Here is a 21,595-nt window from a genome sequence, read left to right as displayed (position 1 = left end):
ACCACTATTCTTTGATATGGATGCCACCAGATTCCTTTGCCAAAGCCAATGCAAGGTCTGCATCCACTACGATTTTTCGTCCTATCTGCGTGATGGCTTTGTCTATGATGCCGCTCTTCTTAATGCGATTGGCAGTGGGTACACTACAGCCGAACACACGGGCGATACCCTCTATGCCATAGTAGTTGCCTTTGGATGCCACTTGGGGAGTGGCAGTTTCTGTACTCTCCACACTTCTGGTGATGAGAAAGCAAAGCTCTTCTCCCGTCATCATGGCGATGGGCTTTTGGAGTAGTTGGGTAAAATTGAGTTTTTCTTCCATATCTTTACTTGTTTGATGATTAAATACTTTAAGCCTCGGTTCAACTCTGTGAAACCAATTTCGCAAGCAAAGGTAGTGTATGAAACTCTGTGTGTTGGTCGGTTTATTTATACCTTAATTTAACCGACCGAATTACAACAGTTGTTTGCAAAGTAAATACGGATAGCTGAATTTCCCAACTACCCGTTATTTACAAAATAATCCGTCCATCGGTCTATTATCCGTTTTGCTTTGGTGTAACTGCTTCCTCTTTGGGGCGAGTTCAAAGTAAGTTCCTTGATTTCCCCGTATCGCTTCTGCGGTATATCGTGCCCGTAATGTTGTTGAGAGAGCTGTTCTATGGCACGGTGGAATGTCATGTATCTTGTGGACGCTTTTATTTTGCCGGATTTTACCAATGATTTCAACAGATAGGCAAGACTTATGTCCTCTGTATTCTCTTCAAGAAACAAACGAATACCCTGCTTGATACGTTTCTTGTCGCCCAAAAGAATATCATCCAACGATTGTATCACCTTTCTATTGCCTCGCCTGCCTTTTACTTTTCGTAAGGCAAACATCACCTCCTTCCAGATTTCCGGGGTACAGTTTTCTATAGTATCTTCCCAGTCTGCTTTGGTTTCTGCGCCCATCTCTATACTTCCATTGACAAGCAGGGTAACGCATGACTTTACTAAAAGCATATCACCATGGTTAACCTCTTCACTGTTCAGCAGACGATTAAGCAACTTGGCCATACGGGACAGACCATGGTCAAACACTACAAAATGATACATGCAATAAGCCAAGTCCTCTTTCTTTTCCATTACACGGTCATAGAGATTAGCCATGAACCCGCTAATGAACACCGCATAAGAGAGGAAAATAATTTGAGAGATATAGGTCAGGAACTGATAAACCATTTTTCTTTCCAGTTTGCTCAACAGATAACATCCTTTGCTGTTTCTCATGAACATATCTAATTGCCCAATCAAGTAGGACCTTAACTCCTGCGGCAGACGATTCCATATTTCAATAGGCGTTTCAGAATGAACCATCAGCAGCTCTGACTTTGGCGATGTAAGCAGTTCTATTGTCCCCATTTTGATATTGACACCTATCCACAAACGCTTGTTGGTGATACATTGGGCAATGGTCTCGGTATATTGACCAGCCCATTGTTGGTTCGTGATGGCTGTTACATCCTTGCTGTTCACAAAATCAGAGAGCCAGTTATACATCATCAGGGCTTCGGGTGGAACGCAGTCACGCATCATCAGATACATATCTATCAGAACAGATATATCGCCTTTAGCCACAGCATCCATGCGCTTACAAAAGTTGGCATACACTTCCTCATTGGCCGATTTCCATGCACGTATAGCCATATCAGCAGTATCCTTTCTTTTGGAATAGGATTTTATCCTTTCTATGAAGTTTATCATCAGCATTACGGATTAAGGTTGTCTGAACAGTTTGAGCAATTCTTCTGTGGACATACTCGCCAACTTCGCCAATAGGACATCCCTTTCAGAAGAATTCTCCAAGTTTAACAACTTCGAATTGTTCTGTATCTGTATATCAAGAGGATAATGCTCAATGTAGATTTGGGTAATGGCATGATCAGAAGTTGAATGCCCCATGCTTTCAGAGATATAATCCATATCCACTCCGGCATTATGTAGATTAGTAGCAAACGAGTGTCGGCACCATGTGCCGGACGGACAGATGGACTTGTCCCAATTCAATGCCTCATGGCAAATCTTAATGACGCGGTCTTTCACGTTTGAGTTCTCTTGCATAGTGTATTTGCGGCGTAACCCTTCCGTTTCCGCTCCTTTTAATATATCGGGGAACACAAAACCGTCCCGAGTCGGAGGTGCGGCTATCTCATCCAAGATATATCGTAAGGGAAGGATGATAGGGACTATTACCTCTGAGCCGTCAGCACTCCGTCGGGATGTTTTCTTTCGATTGAAGCGGAAAGCTTTGCCATTTGTCTGATAATAATAACTATTATAGGTCAAGCGGCCTGCATCAGCCATGTTGAAACCGTTACATAAGTATTGAGCAAGAAATAATCCCAATGAATAATGCGCACGTTGCACATATTCTTCCGACCAATGTTCTGGATACTTCTTTGATACGAAAAGGTTGTATAGTTCCGTCATCTGATTTACGTTCAAGAAGCTCTGCTTGCGCTTTGCACTCTTTGGAATGCTCACAAGTCCTTTCTCTTTTTTGTTGGAAAAAGGATAGGGAACATCTTTGAGGTAGCCCTCATGTACACACCTGTTCCATACGGCACGGCAACAACGCAAATAGATACCGGCCGTAGTGTCACTGATTTTTCCGACAATCGCACCATTTTCGTCTTTTACTCCATTGTGCATACCATCCTTCCACTTCTGAAGTTCTGCCGCACAGATACAGAAGCCCTTAATTGCATTTTCTCCAAGAATCTTTCTGAATGATTTGAGAGAACACTCATAACTCTCTGCCGTGGTGAAACGTGCTCCTCCGTCTTCTGTACGCAACTCGTGAATGATTTGCTCCCATATACTAATAAAGGATTGTGATTGGGTTGTGTCCTCTTTAGATAGCACCACTTCTTCACCCATGATACATTGACGTACCATCTCAAATGTCAGGATGCCGCCTTTGTTCAGATTCATCAAGATTTCTTTGTACTTAGGGGCAACGGTATCTTTCCACTCCTTCTGAAGTTTGTAGTTCTCGCTTTTACATTTCGTCGCATTGCAGATGTCCGAGAACTTTTTCTCAGTAAAAGAACTTCCAACTGTAAAGTAGAAGAACTTGCGGTCTATCGTGAAGCGTAGGGATAAAGGGAACTCATACGCATTTTTCCTGCGAGTACGTGAATCCAACACAATAGAGACAGAACAGTTACGCTCTTTGAAAAGTGGCAATGACTTGGTTAATTTTTCCATTGCATTCATTGTTTATGTTCAACATAACCTCTGAATACAGCCGCTTTGCAATGTGAGGCGTACATATACAAAACGCTGCATATAACCACTGAGTCCCTATCCTTTGACGGATAAAACATTGTCGTTATATGCAGCGGTGCAATCTCGTTATCTTCTGTCGCTGACTGGTAACCGGGCTTCTGCTAATCGGTCTCAACCCCTGAAGCAACTCTCACGTTTCGTTTTGAAATAGAGTATTCTCCGACTAATACTCCCTCTACGCTTCGATTCATCGGAATGGGATAATCCTCCCACGATGGTTAGGCAAACTCACTTTTCTTTTTCAAGAAAGAGCACCATTTGGTCATGGCTCGCCATAAATGCATTGCATTTGCAAAGTTAAAACATTATTCTGTAAATCACATACAAATGGAAGATATTTGAGTCTATTTAATCATAAAATGCAGTCACAATAACAAAATCTATTGGTAAAGATGTTACAGGATTGCATGGAGCATCATAGAAATTCTATGTATAAAACACGCCAACTCAAACAGTTTGTTTACGCATTGTTTACGCAAAGGCAAGAAAAAAGGAGTTGCGAAATTCGTAACTCCTTGATTTTTAAAGTGGACCAGCCTGGGCTTGAACCAGGGACCTCCAGATTATGAGTCTGTTGCTCTAACCAACTGAGCTACAAGTCCGGTGTATCCTTATCTCGGATAGCGGGGACAAAAGTAGTATTTTCTCTTGAGATATGCAAGCATTTCAAGAGAAAATACGAAAGTCTTTTCATTCAGAACTTATATGTCCGTTTGGGGTTCTTGGGAAACCAGCCTTTTTTTACCCGTTCTTCTTGCTCAAAGACCTCTTTGATAGTCCAGAATGATGAAAAGGCAAATACTCCAAGAAGAGATGCTATCAGGATATTCTCGGTATATAATGAAGCAATGACACCGCCAATCCCCGACAATAGAAAAATCCACCAACACTTAGTGCCCCAATAGTATTCGGCTTTTATTACTATGGGGTGGAAGATGCCTATGATAAGGAACGTGCAGATGCCGATTACAAGTCCCGACAGGTGATATTCGTTTAAGGAATCCATATTTATTAGAGTTTATACAGAATAAGGAACAGGGTTGTTGAAAATCAGTATCCTAAAATCTTATTCGATATATTGTCTATTATAAAGTGATAAGGTGATAAAAATACGGGTGCGTCTTGGTCTTTTTATTGTGACACACCCGCCATAGCTTTTATCTTACTTCTCCGGGCAAATAGGAATTTCTTTCTTGATACTCTGTTCCAGTGAGATTAAAGTCTCCGTTGCAGTCACACCGGGGATTTCCTGCATCTTGTTGTTGAGCAAATCCATCAAGTGCTCGTTGTCGCGGGCGTACACTTTGGTCAGCATGGTGTATGGACCGGTAGTGAAATGGCATTCCACGATTTCGGGAATTTTTTGCATTTCAGCTACAACAGCCTTGTACATGGAACCTTTTTCCAGTTTGATTCCTACATAAGTACATGTTCTGTAACCCAGCGACTTGGGGTTTACATGGTAACCGGAGCCGACAATGACACCCAAATCAATCAAACGCTGTACACGTTGATGGATTGCAGCACGCGATACACCGCATTCGGCTGCTACATCTTTAAAGGGAATACGGGCGTTTTGGGAAATGATTTCCAGAATCTGCCGGTCAAGATTGTCTATTTTTTCCATAATGGTAAATAAGTAAAGTTCTTGTTATTATCAAATAGTAAGCAAATATAGGACTTTATTTTAATTTATCTATAAAATGAGAAGAAAAAAAGAATAAAAGTGATAATGCGCTAAAGCGATGGGGCAATAAGGTGATAAAGTGATAGCGTGGCAGGAAGGAGGCGAAGTGATAAAGTGGTGGGATGATAATGCAATAAGGCGGTAAAATGTTGCCACTTTACCGCCTTATACTTTATTGTGTTATCGTATTATTTTTCGATTTCTACCAGTTCCACTTCGAAAATCAGCGTAGAGAACGGTTTGATCTGACCGCCGGTTTCTCTTGCACCGTAAGCCAGTTCCTGCGGGATGTAGAGTTCCCACTTAGAACCTACAGGCATCATGGTGAGGGCTTCCGTCCAGCCTTTGATAACTTGGTTGGCGCGGAATGTGGCGGGTTCGTTGCGCTTGTAAGAGCTGTCGAACTCAGTTCCGTCAATCAGCGTACCTTTGTAGTTCACTTTCACTTTGCTGCTGTCTGCGGGGATTTCACCTGTACCTTTGGTGATGATTTTGTATTGCAGTCCGCTCGGAGTGGTTACAACGCCTTCTTTGGTTTTGTTCTCTTCGAGGAACTTCTCGCCGGCAGCTTTGTTGTCGGCATATTTCTTTTCCATTGCTTTGGCTTTTACTGCCTCCATTTGAGTCTGCATGAAAGTCTGGGCCTCTTCTTTGGTCATGATGCCTTTGCCTACAACGCCGGCAACGAAACCTGCCAACAGATTCTCACGGCTGATAGTTTGCGTAGAGTCTCCACCGAAAACCTGTTGGTTGAAGCCTTCTACCCACTGCTTGCTTACCATCTGTCCGATTTGCAGACCTGCCATGTAGGCAACATCTTTGTCATTGATTTTGCTTGCGCCTTCGTTGAAGCCTTTCAGGAAGTCTGCCATCTGGGTAGAGTCGATACCTTGTTGTGCAAGATATTGGTCCAGTCCTTCGGTACGTGCCATACCGATAGCGTAAGAGAGTGAGTCAACGTCCGTTTTCAGGTTTGCTTTCGGACTTTGTGCAGTACAGGAAGCCAGACCGGCAGCTACTGCAAGAGCCATCATAAATGTTACTTTTTTCATTTTGCCTTTAAATTATTTATTTAATACTTTAAGTAGTTCCACTTCAAATATGAGTGTGCTGTGCGGCGGAATCATTTCACCTGCTCCTTGTGCGCCGTAAGCCAGTTCGCTGGGGATATACAGTTTCCATTTGGCGCCTTCGGGCATCAGTTGCAAGGCTTCCACCCAACCCGGAATTACTTGGTTCACGCCGAATGTGGCAGGTTGTCCGCGCTTGATGGAGCTGTCGAACAGGGTTCCGTCAATCAGCGTGCCCTCGTAGTGGCATTGCACCTGGTCGGTGGCTTTGGCATACGTGCCTGTATTGCCTTCGTTGATAACTTCGTACTGGAGTCCGCTGGGCAGTGTAATCACTTCCGGGCGTTTTTTGTTCTCTTCAAGGAACTTCTTGCCGGCTTCGATGTTGGCGGCGTTCATTTTCTGTTCCAGTTCTTCGAAGTATTTGTTTACTATTTCGCGGGCTTCCGTGTGGCTGATTACCGTTTGGTTGCCTTCCAACACATCTTTGATTGCTTGTGCAAAGTCATCTACTTCGATGCCCTTAGCGCCCATACTTAAAAGATTTTGACCTATTCCAAGGCCGATAGCGTAACTGAATTTATCCATAAATTGTTTTTGTTGGCAGCTGAAAACGGTTTCTTTTCCAGCCTATTGCAAATTTATGAGTGGCAAAAGTACGTCTTTTATTTGAATGATTCTGTTTTTTACGGATTAAAAAATCTTAGTAAGCGAAAATAACTATTCCCTTTCCGGTTGTATTTATTACTTTTGTTGTGGTCATATGAATCTTAAGGAGATATAAAAGATGAAGAATTTAGTGGTTTTGTCTGGCGCGGGTATGAGCGCCGAGAGTGGTATCAGTACGTTCCGCGATGCAGGCGGACTGTGGGACAAGTATCCGGTGGAGCAGGTGGCTACCCCTGAGGGATATGCCCGTAATCCGGAGTTGGTCATCAACTTTTACAACGAGCGCCGTAAGCAGTTGCTGGATGTGGAGCCGAATGCCGGGCACATCGGGCTTGCCGGGCTGGAGAAGGATTTCAATGTGACGGTCGTCACGCAGAATGTGGACAATCTGCACGAGCGTGCCGGAAGCACGCGGGTGATACACCTGCACGGCGAGCTGACGAAGGTCTGCTCCAGCCGCGATCCCTATAATCCAAACTACATAAAGGAACTGCGTCCGGACGAGTATGACGTGCGTCTGGGCGACAAGGCAGGCGACGGTTCGCAGCTCCGTCCGTTCATCGTGTGGTTCGGCGAGGCGGTGCCGGCAATTGAGACAGCCATCGGATACGTGGAGCAGGCGGATGTGTTTGTCATCATCGGCACGTCGATGAACGTCTATCCGGCGGCGGGATTGCTGCACTACGTGCCCCGCGATGCCGAGGTCTATCTGATAGACCCCAAGCCGGTAGACGTGCATTCCGTGCGGCCGGTGCACGTCATCCAAAAGGGAGCTTCGGAAGGGGTACGGGAGTTGGTTACACTGCTCGGAGTCTGATTCTGCGGCATCTTTTTACTTGATTTCAGGAGACTACAGATGCCTTTTGTGACACCTATATACGGTTCGTGAGTTGTTTTTATATCGCTTACGGCATATTTGCACATTTGTGGGACGGTATGTTATGCGACAAAGAGATACCTATTTTTTCAGTACCGCCCTCAGCACGAACCAGGCGTGGCGTGCCACGGTGCTTGTCCATCCGTAGTGCCGCGCCATGATGCGGAAGCGCTCTTTCAGCGAAGCGTTCCGGTTGCGCGTGGTCATGCCCTCGTCCAGGTAGTCGATGAGGGTCAGATGGGTGTTGTGCAGCGTTTTCGCTTTTTTCATGATGCGGATGCACCAGTCGAAGTCGGCGGAGAAGCGGTATTTCAGGTCGTACGGTTCCACCAGGCTGCGGTTGGCAAAGAACGCCTGGTGGCAGACGAGCATCCCTTGCCTGAAGCTTTTCCACGTCAGTGTTTTCGGGGCGGAAAGCCGGCGCATGCGGACGAAGCGCCTCTCTTTATCCACCAGTGCCGTTTCGCCATATATCACATCGGGCAGTTCACCTCCCGGCAGCGTATGTACCATTTTTTGCAGCGTGTCATCTTCACGAAAACTGTCGCCGGCATTGAGAAAACAGAGGTAGTCGCCCGTGGCAAGCCGGATGCCTTTGTTCATGGCATCGTACAGTCCTTTGTCGGGTTCGCTCACTACCTGTGCGATGTGGTTCCTGTAACGCTCTATGACGGACAGCGTTTTATCTTTCGATGCACCGTCCACAACGATATACTCCACGTGGCGGTAGGTTTGCGAGATAACGCTTTGAATGGTGTCTTCCAATACCGCTTCGGCATTGTAGGTCACGGTGATGATGCTGAATTTCGGGGTAGGGCGGTTATACATTTCTTCCGATGGCTTTGTTGTACAGGTCGATATATTTCTTGGCAATGGTGCTTTCGGAGTAGTGGGTTGCCACCTTGCGGCAGGCTTGTTCTGCCAAGACGGCATAGTCGGGGTCGGTCAATGCCCAATAGATGCCGTTGGCGAAGTCTTCCGAAGATTTGTATTGCGCCACATAGCCGTTGTGCAGGTGGTCTATCATCTCGGGGATACCGCCCACGTTGAAGCCCACGCAGGGGATGCCGCATGCCATGGCTTCCATAATCATATTGGGCAGGTTCTCTTCCAACGAAGGGGTGACGAAAAGGTCTACCGCATTGTAGATGTCCACTAATGAGTGTTCGTTGCTCACGAAGTCCAACGGATAGACCTTGAAAGGCAGTAAGTTTGCCAATTGTTGCGACTCCTTGCCAAAGACAACGACACCGAGCTTTTCTTTCAGTTCCGGGTGCTTTTCCACCAGCAGTTTGCACGATTCGGTCAGGTAGTCGATGCCTTTTCGTTTATCCGTAATCTTTACCGAACCGAACAGTACGAGTTTGGCATCCTGCGGCAGTTTGTACTTGTGGCGTGCTTCTTGCTTGTTGCGCGGTCTGAACAGGTTGGTATTGATAGGATTCGGAATGCAGGTGATTGTGTGTCCGGCGAGCAAGGTACTTTTTTTTGCCAGGCGTTCCAGCCAGTGGCTGCATGCCACGAAATTGATGTGCCGTCCGTGGTATAACTCTTGTTTTTTGCGGAAAGTCCGGTGGGAGAGGTCTTTCTTGCCCCCGTTGCCGTAGATAAACGGGCAGTTATGGCACTCCTGCTGGTAGCGGGTGCACTCGCGGGCGTGGTGGCAGATGCCGGTGCAGGACCACATGTCGTGCATGGTCCATACCACGGGCTTGCCCGAAGCGAGTATCTTCCCGATGTTCTTGAGCGACAGCATGCCTTGGTTTATCCAGTGCAGATGAATGACGTCTGCCTGCTGGAACTCCGGAAGCGAAGTGATGTCCGTTCCCGTATTGGCAATGTCGACGGCAAAGATATTATCCCGTTTGAAGTGGTTGGCTTTCCATATAACGATACGCTCCCAGACGAACTTCCATACCATGCGCCAGTCGTAGCGCAAGGAGACTACGGTGATTTGGTCGGTCTGCTTGTCGCGCACCAGGAGCTTGGCTTTGATGCCGTTGTTCTTGAGCGCTTCCATCAGCCTGCTGGCGGCTACGGCGGCCCCGCCGATGCGTTCGGATGTATTGATAAGTAATACTCTCATAATTCTTCTTCTTTCTTCTGTCTTGAATGGCTTTATAGCCGATGGAACCGGACAGCGTTTTTTCTTTACTTGAAGTTCCATTTTGGAATATCAGGTTTCTCTCGCCGGTCTTTAGGATTCCAATATCTTTGATACAAAAGTACTGCTTTTGCCGCTTTCCGCTCCATAAATCTTCCGTTTTTTTAGTCTGTCACGGCTAAACTCCCTATCTTTGCCGGGGCGGAAAGAACCTGCAACGCCGGAAACGCGGAAACGAAGGCGGGAGAATGCGGATTTATCCTTGCCGGAAGAAAATGTATGAGTATGGAAGAGAAAATCTTGAAATGGTCGGGGCAGCTTTGGCAGTGCTTTCTTAGCATAGTGAAGATATTGTTGCAATCCAAGTGGCGTACACGCCTGCCGTCATCGTTTGGCAATCCGGACGAGTTGCTGATACTTGCCAATGGTCCCTCATTGAACCGCACGGTAGAAGAATCGGCAGATTTCATCAAAGGAAAAACCCTGTTGGCAGTGAACTTCTGTGTCACCTCGCCCATGTTCGAGCGTCTCCGTCCCGAAATCTATCTGATTGCCGACCCGCTGTTTTGGATTGTCCCCGAAAAGCGCGTACAGTTGTTCCGGACCTTGGCGGAGAAGACCGCATGGGATATGAGTCTTTTTGTCCCCGCCCGCGCCCTGAAGAGCAAAGAGTGGCAACCGCTTCTGGCAGGCAACCCTCATATCAGGCTCTATATCTACAATACTACCCCGATTGAAGGTTTTCAAGGTTTCTGCAACTGTATCTTCCGCAAAGGCTGGGGCGTGCCCCGTCCGCACAACGTGTTGATACCCTCTATCGCCATAGGGTTGCGTTTGCCTTTCAAGAAGATATACCTGGCGGGCGCCGACCACTCCTGGTTGCCGGAAATCACGGTGACGGACGAGAACGTGGTGTTGATGCACCAGAAGCATTTCTACGACCAAAACAAGTCGCAGGCGGCAACGGTGAAGCAGGAAAACCTGCGTAGCGCGCGGCTCTATACGATAATGTATCACATGTACGTGGCGTTCAAATCCTACTTCGTGCTCGAGGCATACGCGCGCCGCTTGGGTAAGGAGGTGATTAACATCACGCCCGGCAGCTACATAGACGCTTTTAAACGGATGAGGTTATGAAAGACGGAATTATCATTCAGGCACGCACCGGTTCCACCCGGTTGCACAACAAGATACTGCTCCCCTTTTACGGCGGGCAACGCATCATTGACATACTGATTGCCAATATCAAGCAGGCATGCGCCGGCAAGACAATTGTCCTTGCCACCACCGACCGTGCGCAGGACGATGTCCTGGCGGAGGTTGCCCGCGAAGCAGGCATCTGCTGCTACCGGGGAGACGAGGACAATGTGCTCGACCGCTTTATCCGTGCCGCCGCCGCATTCGGTCTCGACCGTTTTGTCCGCGTCTGTTCGGACAATCCCTTCCTGCGGCCCGACACGTTCCGGGTGTTCTTCGAGGAGCACGATGCCCGTCCGGCAGATTATATCGCTTACGGCTTTGCAGACGGTCGCCCCACTATCAAATCCCATTTGGGTTTGTTTGCCGAACTGACAACCGCCGACGCGCTTCGCCGTGCCGCTGCCGCTACACAGGAAAAACTATACATAGAGCACGTTACGATTTATCTCTATACACATCCCGAAGCCTTCAGTGTCCGCCTGCTTCCGTTGCCCGATGAACTGGAAGGGCGGTTGGACCTCCGCTTTACGCTCGACACAATGGAGGATTTCACCCTGTTGCAAGAGCTTTATGCCACCTTTTACGAGCAGACCGACCGTAGCATCCACGCCCTGCTCCGGTTGGTGGAGGCGCATCCGGAGTATAGGGACAAAATGCTGGAAAACATAGCGAGAAACGAGAAATAAGCTCCGGTCTCATTACGGGGCAACTTCTTGGGAAAGGAAAAAAGATTACATTGCCGGAAGGGGCCGGAAACAGTTGCCGACCGAGTCCCATTCAGTCCCTGACTGAAAGGCTTTGACTCACTGACTGAATGCCATTCACTCCCTGACTCATTGTGACCCTTGCTACAATAGGTTGTGGCAGGGGTGGAAGATAGACTTGATGATAGTAAATATAAATAACAGTTGCCGAATGAAGAGTACATACATTATCGGAGAAATCGGACAGAACCACAATGGTTCCGTCGATATAGCCAAGTTGATAGTCGACCTGGTGTCACGTCCTGTACGCGAAGAGGTCTTTAATCTGGAACTTCGCCCTATGGACGCGGTGAAGATGACCAAACGCGACCTGAATGAAGAGTTGACCGACTCGCAGATGAACCGTCCGTACGACTCACCCCACTCCTTCGGCAGCACCTACGGCGAGCACCGCGCCCGTCTGGAACTGACGGACGAAGAGCACTTCGAAGTGTACAGGCACGCCAAGTCATTGGGCATGGATTTCGTGGAAACGTTGTGTTCAAAGGGCTGCATGTCTCTGCTGAAACTCTTCACGCCCGACCGCCTGAAGGTGGCGAGCCGCGACCTCACCAACCTGCCGCTGCTGGAAGTGATGGCAGAGACCAAGATACCCATCATCCTCTCCACCGGCATGGCGGGCAAGAAGGAACTGGACGATGCGCTGGATGTCATCACCCGCTATCACAGCGATATATCCATACTGCACTGCGTGTCGCAATATCCCACCCGCCCCGACAATCTCAACCTGAAGACGATTGCCTATCTGAAGCAGCACTACGGGCAATATCCCATAGGCTTCTCCGACCACACTATCGGCATTGCCGCCCCGGTGGTTGCCGTAGGCATGGGTGCGGAGATTATAGAGAAGCACGTCACCATAGACCGCCGCATGAAAGGCACCGACCAGCAAGGCTCCCTGGGGCCGGACGGCGTAAACCGCATGATTCGCGACATCCGCATCGCCGAGCATTGGTTGGGCAAGGAAGAACTCTATATAGACCCTGCCGTCTCTGCCGCCAAGGTGAAGCTGGAACGTTCCATTGCCACAAACAGGGCGTTGCATCCCGGCGACATCATCACGGAGGCGGATATCCACCTGCTCAGCCCGGGCGACGGTTTCAAGTGGGCGGAGCGCGACAAGGTGGTGGGGCATCGCGTGCTCAAGGAGATACCGCGCAACGAGATTGTTTATCCCTCATTGATTGCGCAATGAGATTGCTTGCCGTTGTCGTCCTCTATCATCCGGGTGAGGACTTGGTCGGGAATATCAACAGCTGCCTGCCGCAAGTGGATAAACTACTTTTGTGGGACAATACGCCCGCAGATGCCGCAGGACGGATTTCTTTGGCGGGTGTCTGCCATCCGGAACGTTTGGAGTATCGGGGATGCGGTCGGAATGTAGGCATCGGTGCTGCATTGAACGATGCCGTAGCCTATGCCCGTGAGCACGGCTATACGCATCTGCTGACATTGGACCAAGACAGCTTTTTCCTGGATGGAGACTTCGGACGATACCGGAAGTCCATTCAGGATTATGGAGAAGACAGGCGGGTTATTTTCTCTGTGAATTATTTTATCAAGTCTCAACGTTCTTCTCTTTATCCCGTAACGGACACCATTGATGAGGTCTCTTCCGCGATGACTTCCGGCACTGTTTACCCGGTTGGCTTGTTTGCAGAACTGGGCGTCTTTATGGACGAATTGTTTGTTTGGGGCATCGATTGTGAATATTGTTGGCGTGCGGCACGGAAAGGGGTGCGTACCGTTTGTTTCAAAAACATTCTGTTGCAGCACGACCTGGGATATCAGAAAAAGAAACACCGCCTGTTGGGCAAGGAAGTTTTCCCGAACGAATATCCTCCGGCGCGTACTTATTACAATGTGCGGAATGGTATAATTCTCCACAGGCTTTATCCTGAAAAGTTAAATTTGAAAGCCCATTTGCGTTATCATTTATATAAACGTATGGTCTTTGTGCTTCTGTATGAACAACAGAAGATTGCTAAGTGGAAAGCCCTTTGGGATGGTTTCCGCGATGGGAAACGCGGCAGGTTGGGCAAACGTGCCTGATAGGATTTCCCTTGTTTTTAATTTTTAAATGATTGAAGAAAGTATGTTACCGAAGTTAGTTATTACCGATATAGACGGTGTGTGGACCGATGGCGGAATGTATTACACCGCCGATGGCGATGTGATGAAACGTTTCTCCGTGAAAGACGGCTGGGGTGTGATTTTCCTGCGCGAGCTGGGTATCCCCGTAGCCATTATGACGGGTGAGAACACACAGATTGTACAGAAGCGTGCCGACAAACTGAAAATCAAGTATTGCTATTTGGGTGTGAAGGACAAAGTGGCGCAGGCGCGGGCGCTTTGTGCGGAGCTGGGCATCTCGCTGGACGAGGTTGCCTTCATCGGTGACGACCTGAACGACTTGCCGCTGCTGCGGCTGGTGGGCTACAGCGCTTCCCCTTCTAATACCCCCGAGTATGTGAAGCGCGAGGTGAAGTACGTCACTGCCGCGCATGGAGGTTTCGGTGCCTTCCGCGAGTTTGTGGAGAAACTGCTGAGCGACAACGGGGCGTTGGAACCACTGTTGGAACACTTCTCATAGCACTCTATAACGCTTTTCATAGCATTTCCCATAGCCAGTTGCCGGCTTCCGGCGGGAAGTTATGACAGGAACCTGTCTGCCAGACGGTTAAAATCCCTTTCCGTGAGCGCGGCGGGTTGTGCCTGCCGCAAGACATTGATGTATGCAGACGCCATGGCATGATTGCTGAATTTCCGGGCGAACATACGGATGAACTCCTTGTCCCATTCTCGCAGCAGTGTCTCGCGGATGGCGTTGGAGAGCGCCTCGTCGCTGTATTCGCGAACCGGTGTCATGCACTCCCCGTGGTACAGGTCCTCAAAAGCATCTATGAGGTTGAAGCAGACGGCGGGTACTCCGTAGCGGTATCCTTCGATGATGGAGAGCCCGAAACCCTCGGATTTGCTTGCCAATACCATGACACTTGCTTTCTTTGCCCAGCGGAACACTTCATCGTGCGGCAGGCTTCCGGTGAAGGTGCACCATTGGTCGATGCCCAATCTTTCCGCTTCCTTTTGCAATGCACCGCCCAAGGTGTCTTTGCCTATCAGGCACAGTTGGCTGTTTTCCCTGATGCCGGGCGGCAAGAGGGCGAATGCCCGTAACGTCTGCAACTGGTTTTTCCGCTCGCAAAGGTTACCGATGGAGAGTATCCGGTATGTCCGTGTCCAGGGATCGCCGGAATTGGCGCACCCGTCGGTATTACCGCTATTTTCCGCATTGTCGGTGTTGCCGGCTTCATCCGCGTCATCATTCAGCGCATTCGGGACAACGTGTATGTTGCCGCACTCTTTCCACCCGTAAAGCTTGAGCAGTTTGCCGCGCATCCCGCTGCCTACCACGGTGAGCGGCATGCCTGCCCGTAGCAGTTCGGGCAACAACTGTATCTCGCCTTGCGTGCTGAAATCGTCCGGTCCGGGCTGGTCGTGAAACAGTCCGTGCAGTGCAAGCACGAAGGGTTTGCGCGTGTGCAGGGCGGCGGTGATGAAAGGGAGCGTCTCCGGTCCTAACGAGTGGATGAATACTACGTCCGGATTGGTCTCTTGTATCAGACGTATGTTGAAGCCGATGCTGGCTGTATACTTCAGTAGTTTGAGACGCCGCACCGTGGGCATCTTGTGCGAGGACAGGGCATGGCGCACGGCACGCGGCGCATCTTTCCAACGAAGGCAGGTAAGCAGTTTTCTTATCTTCCGCTCCAGCAGGACGAACCGCTTTTCTCCCTTTTCGGAACGGACTACGATGGTGTCGTTGGTCAGTGAAGAAGAAGATACGAATACCTCGGCGCCTTCGGCAGCAAGGGCGGCGGCTATTTGTACCACCATAAGCGAGAATCCCGTGTTGTAGTTTCTGGACACCTCCTTTACGGTAATGTCTTGAGTAAGAATCAGTATTTTCATAACGGTCGGTTGTTGCGTTTGAACAGGAAACGGATGCTCTCCTCGAATATCTTCGACCTCAGTCTCCATAGGGCTGCCGCATAGAGCGAAGCCGCTACGGTTATCTTGACGGCGAGCGTTGCATAGACATTCGTAAAAAAAGAGGCGGCATAACGGGCGGCTCCCAACGAACACAGGGCCAGAAGCAGGTAGGGAGCAATGTCTTTCAGAAGGGAAAGCGGGGAAAGCCCGATGTGCTTGTGTCCGAAGTAATGCCAGATGCCCAGCCACGCCACATTGGTAGCCGTATATACCACCAGCATCGTATGGATGCCGAGAGGATGGCTGAAACATACCAGCAGGAGCTGGGCGATTCCCAATGCTATCGTGTTCCACATGTAAATATGGGGGCGGCCTATGCTGTTCATCAGGTTGGTGTACAACGTGCTTATTGGCATGAAAGCACCCCACACGCAAAGCACTTGCATCACAGGCACGCACGGCAGCCACTTCTCGGTGATGGTGATGGTGATGAGTTCCTCGGCGATGATGCCAAGTCCCAGCATGGCGGGAAATGCTATGAATGCGGTGAAGCGGAGCAGCTTGCGGAAGATGTTCCGAAGTCGTTCCGTGTCGGTGTATGCCTCGCGGAATACGGGTTGCCCCACACTGTTGATCATCCCATAGATGGTGGAATATCCCATAGTGGTCCATTTGCTTCCCTGCGAGTAGTATCCCGCTTGCGCAATCGTGTAGAACTTTCCTATCAGCAAGGAGAGGATGTTGTTGTTGATGTGCGTGAACAGGGTAGTGAAGAATATCTTCAGGCTGAACGGAAGCATTTCGCGCAGGGGGGCTGTGTGGAAATGCCGGTTGGGCCGCCAAGGGCAGCGCAGCCAAAGCAGCAGGGTGTTGCTTCCGGCGTAAAGGAGTGTTTGCAGTGCGATGCCCCAATATCCGAAACCGAAATAAGCAAGAGTGATACCGGTGATTCCGGAGAGGATGATGGCAGTGATTTGTATCTGGCTACGCTCCTTCACCATCAGGTTGCGGAAAAGATAGGCGGAAGGAGCTGTGGAACAACTGCCGGACAGGAAACCGAGAAAGAGCACTCTTGCCAAAGGGCATAGCTCCGGGACTTCAAAAAAGCGGGCGATGAGAGGGGCGCAGGCGAACAACAGCGCATAGAGCGCGATGCCCATGCAAAGGCTGAACCAGAACACCGCATTATAGTCTTCGTCCTTGACTGTCTTCTTGTTGACGATGGCCGTCACGAAGCCGCTGTCGGCAAAAATACTGGCAGTGGCGGAAAAGATGGTGAGCACCGCCACCATGCCGTAGTCCGTATCGGTCAGCAGGCGGGCAAGGAATATCCCGAAGGCAAGGTTCAGCAATTGCATGGCGCCATTGCCTATGCCGCCCCACAGGAGTCCTTTGGCTGTCTTTTCTTTAAGTGATGTTGCTGGCATTGCTTGATTGATAATTAGAATATTGTCTGATTGCGTTTAGATTGTTCGTAAATCGCATTTAAATTGCTCGTAAATATAGGTGTGTATGTTGTTTATTATTAGGGTATTATATTTTGTTTTCATTTAAATCTCATTTAAATCTCATTTAAATCTCATTTAAATCTCGGATGTTTTAGGGATAACTTTCGGATGATATCATGTTTTAATCTGCCAGTATGAGATACTTCCTTGTCTTTGATTGACAATCCTGTTCTGCAAGCGTAGTTTGGTCAGCAGGTTGGTAACTTTATGATATTTTTGTTCTTCGTTCAGTATGTCCGGCAACTTCTTCCAAAGCAACTTGGTTATTTCTTGTTTGGTGAGCACATTGTGTTCCTTCAATGCTTTCATTATCAGGTCACAATAATATCCGTCCTCAAATCCTTTGTTATTTGAGTAATCCGTTTTTTTATCCAGTTGTTGTGCTACGGTTTTGGCTATGAACACATTCGGCTTTCTTCCTTCGATAAGTTTTTTCTTCCTAAGATGGGAAATCTCTTCATTGGATATGGAGCGGTTTAATTGTATCCGGTTTAGTGTTTCCACTTCTGCCAATGTCAATTCTTGGCGTTTGGCCAAGATGTTGGCATATTCCATATTCAGTATCTTTCCGATGATGGTGACTTGCACTCTGTTCTTTTCAATCTCATAGTCCGGCAGGGGAAACAGCCGCTGCCTTTGGAAATTGAACATCTTTCTGATGCCGCTTCCTATCGTGTCCACCATCTGCAATCCTACCATTGCACGAGCCAGGAAAGGATTGCGGTAGACTTCTTCCGGCGCATCGTCTTTCAGGACATTGCTGATGGATTGTGGGATAAATCCGCCTTTGTTGGTAAAAACAAGCTTGTCTTCGTATTCCACCACGTTGATTTGCCCTCCTTGTGTGTAGTCCTGATGTGCTACGGCATTATTGATGGCTTCGCGTATGACGTAAGGTTCGTAGGTGTCTACTTCTTCGGGGAACAAGGTGCGGAACTCCGGATTGATGTAACGGTACTTCAAGTTACGTATTTTCCGATAGATTTCTTCTATGGAGAGAATAAAAGGGCAACTCTTGATTAAGTAGTCCCGCTCCATTCCTTGAGAGTCTTTTAGAATCCAGCGTATCTTGGCTACGGCAGGAGAAATCAGTACCTCGCTCTCTTCTTTGCCTAAAAGGACGATAGCGGCATTGGTGATTTTGCCTTTGATGGTCAGTTTGGCTTTGTTTAAGAAAGTAGGAGTGTCCCATGTAGCTATTTCTGCGGCATTTTGCCTGTTTTTTGCCATGTAGAGGGAGCGGGCTGTCGCAATGGCTTGTTCGTCCAAATCATTGATGGTTGCATGGGGAATGATTTGCGCGCTCCAATCCGTCTGCTTGCTTTGGCTGCGGATGGCTTCCAGTTTGTGCAGGCTTAGTGCGACGAGAGACTCTCCGTCACGGCCATAAAAGTGTCCTTTATAAGAAGTGGGGATGCCTGTGGGGGCGGCAGGGATTTGAAACATGAGTACTCTCTTTCCCTGATACGCTATTTCATGTATTTCCGTAAAAGTGATGCCGCAGTTGGTTCCTTCGGCTATTTCTCTTTTCAGGGCATCGAGTGAGGGGCGTGTCGGTTTGTATGAACTGCCTAAGACGGCATGGGTCTTATCGTGGATGCCGAATAACAACCAGGCAAATTCTTCCTGTCCGAGATTGGCTTCGTTGCTAAGTGCGGAAAAGTATTCTCCTAACTTTTGCGTGTCGAATCCGTTTTGGGCTTTCTTGAACTCTACAACTTCATTCTCGCCCGGTAATTGGATGAATGCCTCTAATAATGTTATCAGTTCTTGGGTTGTCATTCGGTTGGTATTTGGGTGGGGAGTTAACAGGAGTTATCGGTAATTGGTAAGAGTTGGCGGCCGGCAATGCCGGCTGATAACTCCTTCTAACTCCCGATGACTCCTTGAATAAAAATTACTTCACCTCACTGCCCGGCTTCACCTCGCGTAGCAACGATGTCACGGCAAGCGATCCGTCATGATTTTCGGCAGAGAGTATCATGCCCTCGCTTACCAGCCCGTTCTTGAATTGGCGCGGAGCCAGGTTGGCGATGAACAGCACCTGCTTGCCCACCAGCTCTTCCGGCCGGTAGTGTTGCGCGATGCCGCTCACGATGGTGCGGTTCTCCAGCCCGTCGGCAATCTTGAACTTCAGCAGTTTCTTCATCTTGGGCACGGCTTCGCACTCCAGCACCGTACCTACGCGGATATCCAGTTTCTCGAACTCCTCGAAAGCGATGGTCGGCTTGATGGGGTTTGCCTTGTAGTTTGCCGCTTCGTTTGCCTTCTTGGTGGCAAGCAGCTTGTCCACCTGCGCCTGGATGATGTCATCTTCCAGTTTCTCGAACAGCAGTTCGGGCGTGCCCAGCTGATGCCCTACGGGCAGAAGGCCGGTGCTTCCCAGCGTAGCCCAGTCGAAGCTTTCCATGTTCAGCATCTTGCGGAGTCTTTCGCTGCTGAAGGGCAGGAACGGCTCGAAGGCGATGGCGAGGTTTGCCACCAGTTGCAGGGAAATGTTCAGGATGGTTGCCACGCGCCCCATGTCCGTCTTGGCAAGTTTCCACGGTTCGGTGTCGGCAAGGTACTTGTTGCCGATGCGGGCAAGGTTCATCGCCTCTTTCTGCGCATCGCGGAACTTGAATACGTTGAGCAGCTTTTCCACCTCTGCCTTTACATCGGCAAACTCCTTCAGCGTCTCGCGGTCGTAGTCGTTCAGCTCGCCGGCGGCGGGCACTGCGCCGTCGAAGTACTTCTTGGTGAGTTGCAGGGCGCGGTTCACGAAGTTGCCGTACACGGCTACCAGCTCGTTGTTGTTGCGTGCCTGGAAGTCTTTCCAGGTGAAGTCGTTGTCTTTCGTCTCCGGAGCGTTGGCGGTGAGCACGTAGCGCAGCACATCCTGCTTGCCGGGGAAGTCCTGCAAGTATTCGTGCAGCCATACTGCCCAGTTGCGTGAGGTGGAAATCTTGTCGCCCTCCAGGTTCAGGAACTCGTTGCTCGGCACATTGTCGGGCAGGATATAACTGCCTTCCGCCTTCAGCATGGCGGGGAACACGATGCAGTGGAACACGATGTTGTCCTTTCCGATGAAGTGGACGAGACGTGTCTCGGGGTCTTTCCACCATTTCTCCCAAGAGTCGGGCAGCAGCTCTTTCGTGTTGCTGATGTAGCCGATGGGAGCGTCGAACCACACGTAGAGCACTTTGCCGTCGGCACCCTCCACGGGGACGGGGATGCCCCAGTCCAGGTCGCGGCTCACGGCGCGCGGTTGCAGTCCCATGTCGAGCCAGCTCTTGCACTGGCCGTACACGTTGGGGCGCCACTCCTTGTGGTCCTCCAGTATCCATTGGCGCAACCATGCCTCGTGTTTGTCGAGCGGCAGGTACCAATGCTTGGTTTCGCGCATCACGGGCTGGCTGCCGCTGATGGCGCTTTTCGGATTAATCAGGTCGGTGGGGCTGAGGCTCGTGCCGCACTTCTCGCACTGGTCGCCGTATGCGCCTTCCGCATGGCAGTGCGGGCACTCGCCGGTGATGTAGCGGTCGGCAAGGAAGGTCTTGGCCTCCTCGTCGTAATACTGCATGCTGGTCTTTTCGATGAACTCGCCCTTGTCGTACAGCTTGCGGAAGAAATCGGAAGCCGTCTTGTGGTGCGTCTCCGAGGAGGTGCGGCTGTACACGTCGAACGAGATGCCGAACTCCTTGAAAGAGTCTTTGATGAGCGTGTGATAGCGGTCTACCACATCTTGCGGCGTGATGCCTTCTTTCTTGGCGCGGATGGTGATGGGCACTCCGTGCTCGTCGGAACCGCCGATAAAGACTACGTCTTCCTTCTTCAGCCGCAGGTAGCGGACGTAGATGTCGGCAGGCACGTAGACGCCCGCCAGGTGTCCGATATGAACGGGACCGTTGGCGTAGGGCAGTGCCGACGTCACGGTGGTACGTTTGAATTTCTTTTCCATGTTATAGTTGCGTTATTAAAGTTTCTTCTCTTGTTTCCTTGGCTCTCGTCCTCTTGTATCTCTTTTGTTATGAACGCTTTTTAGGATATGCAAAGATAGAGGTTTTCTGTTAAACCTACAAAAAGAGGGATGGATACTTGGGCGGCACGGCTCTTGAAGAAGCCGTGCCTGCAGGCAAGAATATATTCCCAAAGGGGTAGGAATAAATAGAACAGGTTTCTTTGTTTACAGGAGTTAGAGCCGATGCCCTTGTGTACGACATCGTTGCGGGGCATCGGCTTTAGCGCTTAAACCGGCCGGCGGCTGATAGCTCCTCCGGCTCCTTGCAGTGCAACATGCCGTATCGGTATACTCTTTCGGGCATTCTTTTTAAAGAAAGATTAAGAGCCTGTTTAAATTTTCTTCAAAAAGTCTTCTTCGGCTTCTTTTGATTTTCTTTCCGGTCTGTTT

19 protein-coding genes and 1 tRNA gene are annotated in these 21,595 nt (G+C 49.4%); 6 read left to right on the top strand and 14 right to left on the bottom strand.

All coding sequences use genetic code 11. From position 1 onward, the window contains the following. Positions 1–4: 4 nt before the first annotated feature. The 8 genes from QZ327_RS09315 to QZ327_RS09280 all read right to left on the bottom strand — a co-directional run bounded on the left by QZ327_RS09315 (position 5) and on the right by QZ327_RS09280 (position 6,678). A complete protein-coding gene (locus QZ327_RS09315; protein ID WP_117693687.1) occupies positions 5–322 on the bottom strand; it encodes a DUF3853 family protein in 318 nt (105 codons plus the stop codon). Between the two features lie 179 nt (positions 323–501). Continuing rightward, the gene (locus tag QZ327_RS09310) at positions 502–1,746 is read right to left on the bottom strand and encodes a DUF6043 family protein (protein WP_234119089.1); all 1,245 of its coding nucleotides are present in this window, start codon (positions 1,744–1,746) and stop codon (positions 502–504) included. A 12-nt stretch (positions 1,747–1,758) separates the two neighbouring features. Continuing rightward, positions 1,759–3,252 (bottom strand): tyrosine-type recombinase/integrase, encoded by a 1,494-nt coding sequence (locus QZ327_RS09305; RefSeq protein ID WP_234119088.1) that lies wholly within the window; start codon positions 3,250–3,252, stop codon positions 1,759–1,761. Between the two features lie 609 nt (positions 3,253–3,861). Then, a tRNA-Ile gene (locus tag QZ327_RS09300) sits at positions 3,862–3,935 on the bottom strand. Positions 3,936–4,027: 92 nt separating this feature from the next. After that, a complete protein-coding gene (locus tag QZ327_RS09295) occupies positions 4,028–4,339 on the bottom strand; it encodes a DUF4491 family protein (RefSeq protein WP_294618798.1) in 312 nt (103 codons plus the stop codon). A gap of 156 nt (positions 4,340–4,495) precedes the next feature. After that, a complete protein-coding gene (locus QZ327_RS09290; RefSeq protein ID WP_004291634.1) occupies positions 4,496–4,960 on the bottom strand; it encodes an Lrp/AsnC ligand binding domain-containing protein in 465 nt (154 codons plus the stop codon). Between the two features lie 248 nt (positions 4,961–5,208). After that, positions 5,209–6,072 carry an FKBP-type peptidyl-prolyl cis-trans isomerase gene (locus QZ327_RS09285; RefSeq protein ID WP_294618797.1) on the bottom strand — a complete coding sequence of 288 codons (864 nt, stop codon included), beginning with the start codon at positions 6,070–6,072 and terminating at the stop codon, positions 5,209–5,211. A 12-nt stretch (positions 6,073–6,084) separates the two neighbouring features. Further along, positions 6,085–6,678, bottom strand: coding sequence for an FKBP-type peptidyl-prolyl cis-trans isomerase (locus QZ327_RS09280; protein WP_294618796.1), 594 nt, complete (start codon positions 6,676–6,678; stop codon positions 6,085–6,087). Between the two features lie 199 nt (positions 6,679–6,877). On the opposite strand from QZ327_RS09280, the gene QZ327_RS09275 reads away from it, so the two are divergent. After that, the gene (locus QZ327_RS09275) at positions 6,878–7,576 is read left to right on the top strand and encodes an NAD-dependent deacylase (protein ID WP_294618795.1); all 699 of its coding nucleotides are present in this window, start codon (positions 6,878–6,880) and stop codon (positions 7,574–7,576) included. Between the two features lie 141 nt (positions 7,577–7,717). Here QZ327_RS09275 and QZ327_RS09270 read toward each other — a convergent pair whose 3' ends face one another. After that, complete coding sequence (locus QZ327_RS09270; RefSeq protein ID WP_294618794.1) at positions 7,718–8,464, bottom strand: glycosyltransferase family 2 protein; 747 nt, start codon at positions 8,462–8,464, stop codon at positions 7,718–7,720. Beyond that, positions 8,457–9,722: a glycosyltransferase family 4 protein gene (locus QZ327_RS09265; protein ID WP_294618793.1), complete on the bottom strand. Its 1,266-nt coding sequence runs from the start codon at positions 9,720–9,722 to the stop codon at positions 8,457–8,459. The genes QZ327_RS09270 and QZ327_RS09265 overlap by 8 nt, the downstream gene beginning before the upstream one ends. Positions 9,723–10,025: 303 nt before the next feature. Here QZ327_RS09265 and QZ327_RS09260 point away from each other — a divergent pair, with 303 nt between their 5' ends. From QZ327_RS09260 to QZ327_RS09240, 5 genes are all read left to right on the top strand, one after another. Next, positions 10,026–10,877 (top strand): hypothetical protein, encoded by an 852-nt coding sequence (locus QZ327_RS09260; protein WP_294618792.1) that lies wholly within the window; start codon positions 10,026–10,028, stop codon positions 10,875–10,877. Continuing rightward, positions 10,874–11,626 carry an NTP transferase domain-containing protein gene (locus tag QZ327_RS09255; RefSeq protein WP_294618791.1) on the top strand — a complete coding sequence of 251 codons (753 nt, stop codon included), beginning with the start codon at positions 10,874–10,876 and terminating at the stop codon, positions 11,624–11,626. Before QZ327_RS09260 ends, QZ327_RS09255 begins: the two co-directional genes overlap by 4 nt. Before the next feature lie 229 nt (positions 11,627–11,855). Next, positions 11,856–12,899 carry an N-acetylneuraminate synthase family protein gene (locus tag QZ327_RS09250; RefSeq protein ID WP_294618790.1) on the top strand — a complete coding sequence of 348 codons (1,044 nt, stop codon included), beginning with the start codon at positions 11,856–11,858 and terminating at the stop codon, positions 12,897–12,899. Then, positions 12,896–13,756, top strand: coding sequence for a glycosyl transferase family 2 (locus tag QZ327_RS09245; RefSeq protein WP_294618789.1), 861 nt, complete (start codon positions 12,896–12,898; stop codon positions 13,754–13,756). The genes QZ327_RS09250 and QZ327_RS09245 overlap by 4 nt, the downstream gene beginning before the upstream one ends. 43 nt (positions 13,757–13,799) lie before the next feature. Further along, positions 13,800–14,297: an HAD family hydrolase gene (locus QZ327_RS09240; protein WP_294618788.1), complete on the top strand. Its 498-nt coding sequence runs from the start codon at positions 13,800–13,802 to the stop codon at positions 14,295–14,297. A 59-nt stretch (positions 14,298–14,356) separates the two neighbouring features. Here the strand turns inward: QZ327_RS09240 and QZ327_RS09235 are convergent, their stop codons facing one another. The 4 genes from QZ327_RS09235 to metG all read right to left on the bottom strand — a co-directional run bounded on the left by QZ327_RS09235 (position 14,357) and on the right by metG (position 21,145). After that, the gene (locus QZ327_RS09235) at positions 14,357–15,676 is read right to left on the bottom strand and encodes a glycosyltransferase family 4 protein (RefSeq protein ID WP_294618787.1); all 1,320 of its coding nucleotides are present in this window, start codon (positions 15,674–15,676) and stop codon (positions 14,357–14,359) included. Beyond that, the gene (locus tag QZ327_RS09230) at positions 15,673–17,124 is read right to left on the bottom strand and encodes a lipopolysaccharide biosynthesis protein (protein WP_294618786.1); all 1,452 of its coding nucleotides are present in this window, start codon (positions 17,122–17,124) and stop codon (positions 15,673–15,675) included. The genes QZ327_RS09235 and QZ327_RS09230 overlap by 4 nt, the downstream gene beginning before the upstream one ends. Positions 17,125–17,319: 195 nt before the next feature. Further along, positions 17,320–18,987: an RNA-binding domain-containing protein gene (locus QZ327_RS09225; RefSeq protein ID WP_294618785.1), complete on the bottom strand. Its 1,668-nt coding sequence runs from the start codon at positions 18,985–18,987 to the stop codon at positions 17,320–17,322. Positions 18,988–19,102: 115 nt separating this feature from the next. Continuing rightward, positions 19,103–21,145: a methionine--tRNA ligase gene (metG, locus tag QZ327_RS09220; RefSeq protein WP_294618784.1), complete on the bottom strand. Its 2,043-nt coding sequence runs from the start codon at positions 21,143–21,145 to the stop codon at positions 19,103–19,105. Between the last annotated feature and the right edge of the window lie 450 nt (positions 21,146–21,595).

It is taken from the genome of uncultured Bacteroides sp. (assembly GCF_910578895.1).
Taxonomy (GTDB): Bacteria; Bacteroidota; Bacteroidia; order Bacteroidales; family Bacteroidaceae; genus Bacteroides.
This window is presented reverse-complemented; position numbering and strand designations above follow the sequence as displayed.

Coding starts and splice junctions, on each gene's coding strand:
- QZ327_RS09315 (WP_117693687.1), bottom strand. CDS start 322: ATGGAAGAAAAACTCAATTTTACCCAACTACTCCAAAAGCCCATCGCC.
- QZ327_RS09310 (WP_234119089.1), bottom strand. CDS start 1,746: ATGATAAACTTCATAGAAAGGATAAAATCCTATTCCAAAAGAAAGGAT.
- QZ327_RS09305 (WP_234119088.1), bottom strand. CDS start 3,252: ATGGAAAAATTAACCAAGTCATTGCCACTTTTCAAAGAGCGTAACTGT.
- QZ327_RS09295 (WP_294618798.1), bottom strand. CDS start 4,339: ATGGATTCCTTAAACGAATATCACCTGTCGGGACTTGTAATCGGCATC.
- QZ327_RS09290 (WP_004291634.1), bottom strand. CDS start 4,960: ATGGAAAAAATAGACAATCTTGACCGGCAGATTCTGGAAATCATTTCC.
- QZ327_RS09285 (WP_294618797.1), bottom strand. CDS start 6,072: ATGAAAAAAGTAACATTTATGATGGCTCTTGCAGTAGCTGCCGGTCTG.
- QZ327_RS09280 (WP_294618796.1), bottom strand. CDS start 6,678: ATGGATAAATTCAGTTACGCTATCGGCCTTGGAATAGGTCAAAATCTT.
- QZ327_RS09275 (WP_294618795.1), top strand. CDS start 6,878: ATGAAGAATTTAGTGGTTTTGTCTGGCGCGGGTATGAGCGCCGAGAGT.
- QZ327_RS09270 (WP_294618794.1), bottom strand. CDS start 8,464: ATGTATAACCGCCCTACCCCGAAATTCAGCATCATCACCGTGACCTAC.
- QZ327_RS09265 (WP_294618793.1), bottom strand. CDS start 9,722: ATGAGAGTATTACTTATCAATACATCCGAACGCATCGGCGGGGCCGCC.
- QZ327_RS09260 (WP_294618792.1), top strand. CDS start 10,026: ATGGAAGAGAAAATCTTGAAATGGTCGGGGCAGCTTTGGCAGTGCTTT.
- QZ327_RS09255 (WP_294618791.1), top strand. CDS start 10,874: ATGAAAGACGGAATTATCATTCAGGCACGCACCGGTTCCACCCGGTTG.
- QZ327_RS09250 (WP_294618790.1), top strand. CDS start 11,856: ATGAAGAGTACATACATTATCGGAGAAATCGGACAGAACCACAATGGT.
- QZ327_RS09245 (WP_294618789.1), top strand. CDS start 12,896: ATGAGATTGCTTGCCGTTGTCGTCCTCTATCATCCGGGTGAGGACTTG.
- QZ327_RS09240 (WP_294618788.1), top strand. CDS start 13,800: ATGTTACCGAAGTTAGTTATTACCGATATAGACGGTGTGTGGACCGAT.
- QZ327_RS09235 (WP_294618787.1), bottom strand. CDS start 15,676: ATGAAAATACTGATTCTTACTCAAGACATTACCGTAAAGGAGGTGTCC.
- QZ327_RS09230 (WP_294618786.1), bottom strand. CDS start 17,124: ATGCCAGCAACATCACTTAAAGAAAAGACAGCCAAAGGACTCCTGTGG.
- QZ327_RS09225 (WP_294618785.1), bottom strand. CDS start 18,987: ATGACAACCCAAGAACTGATAACATTATTAGAGGCATTCATCCAATTA.
- metG (WP_294618784.1), bottom strand. CDS start 21,145: ATGGAAAAGAAATTCAAACGTACCACCGTGACGTCGGCACTGCCCTAC.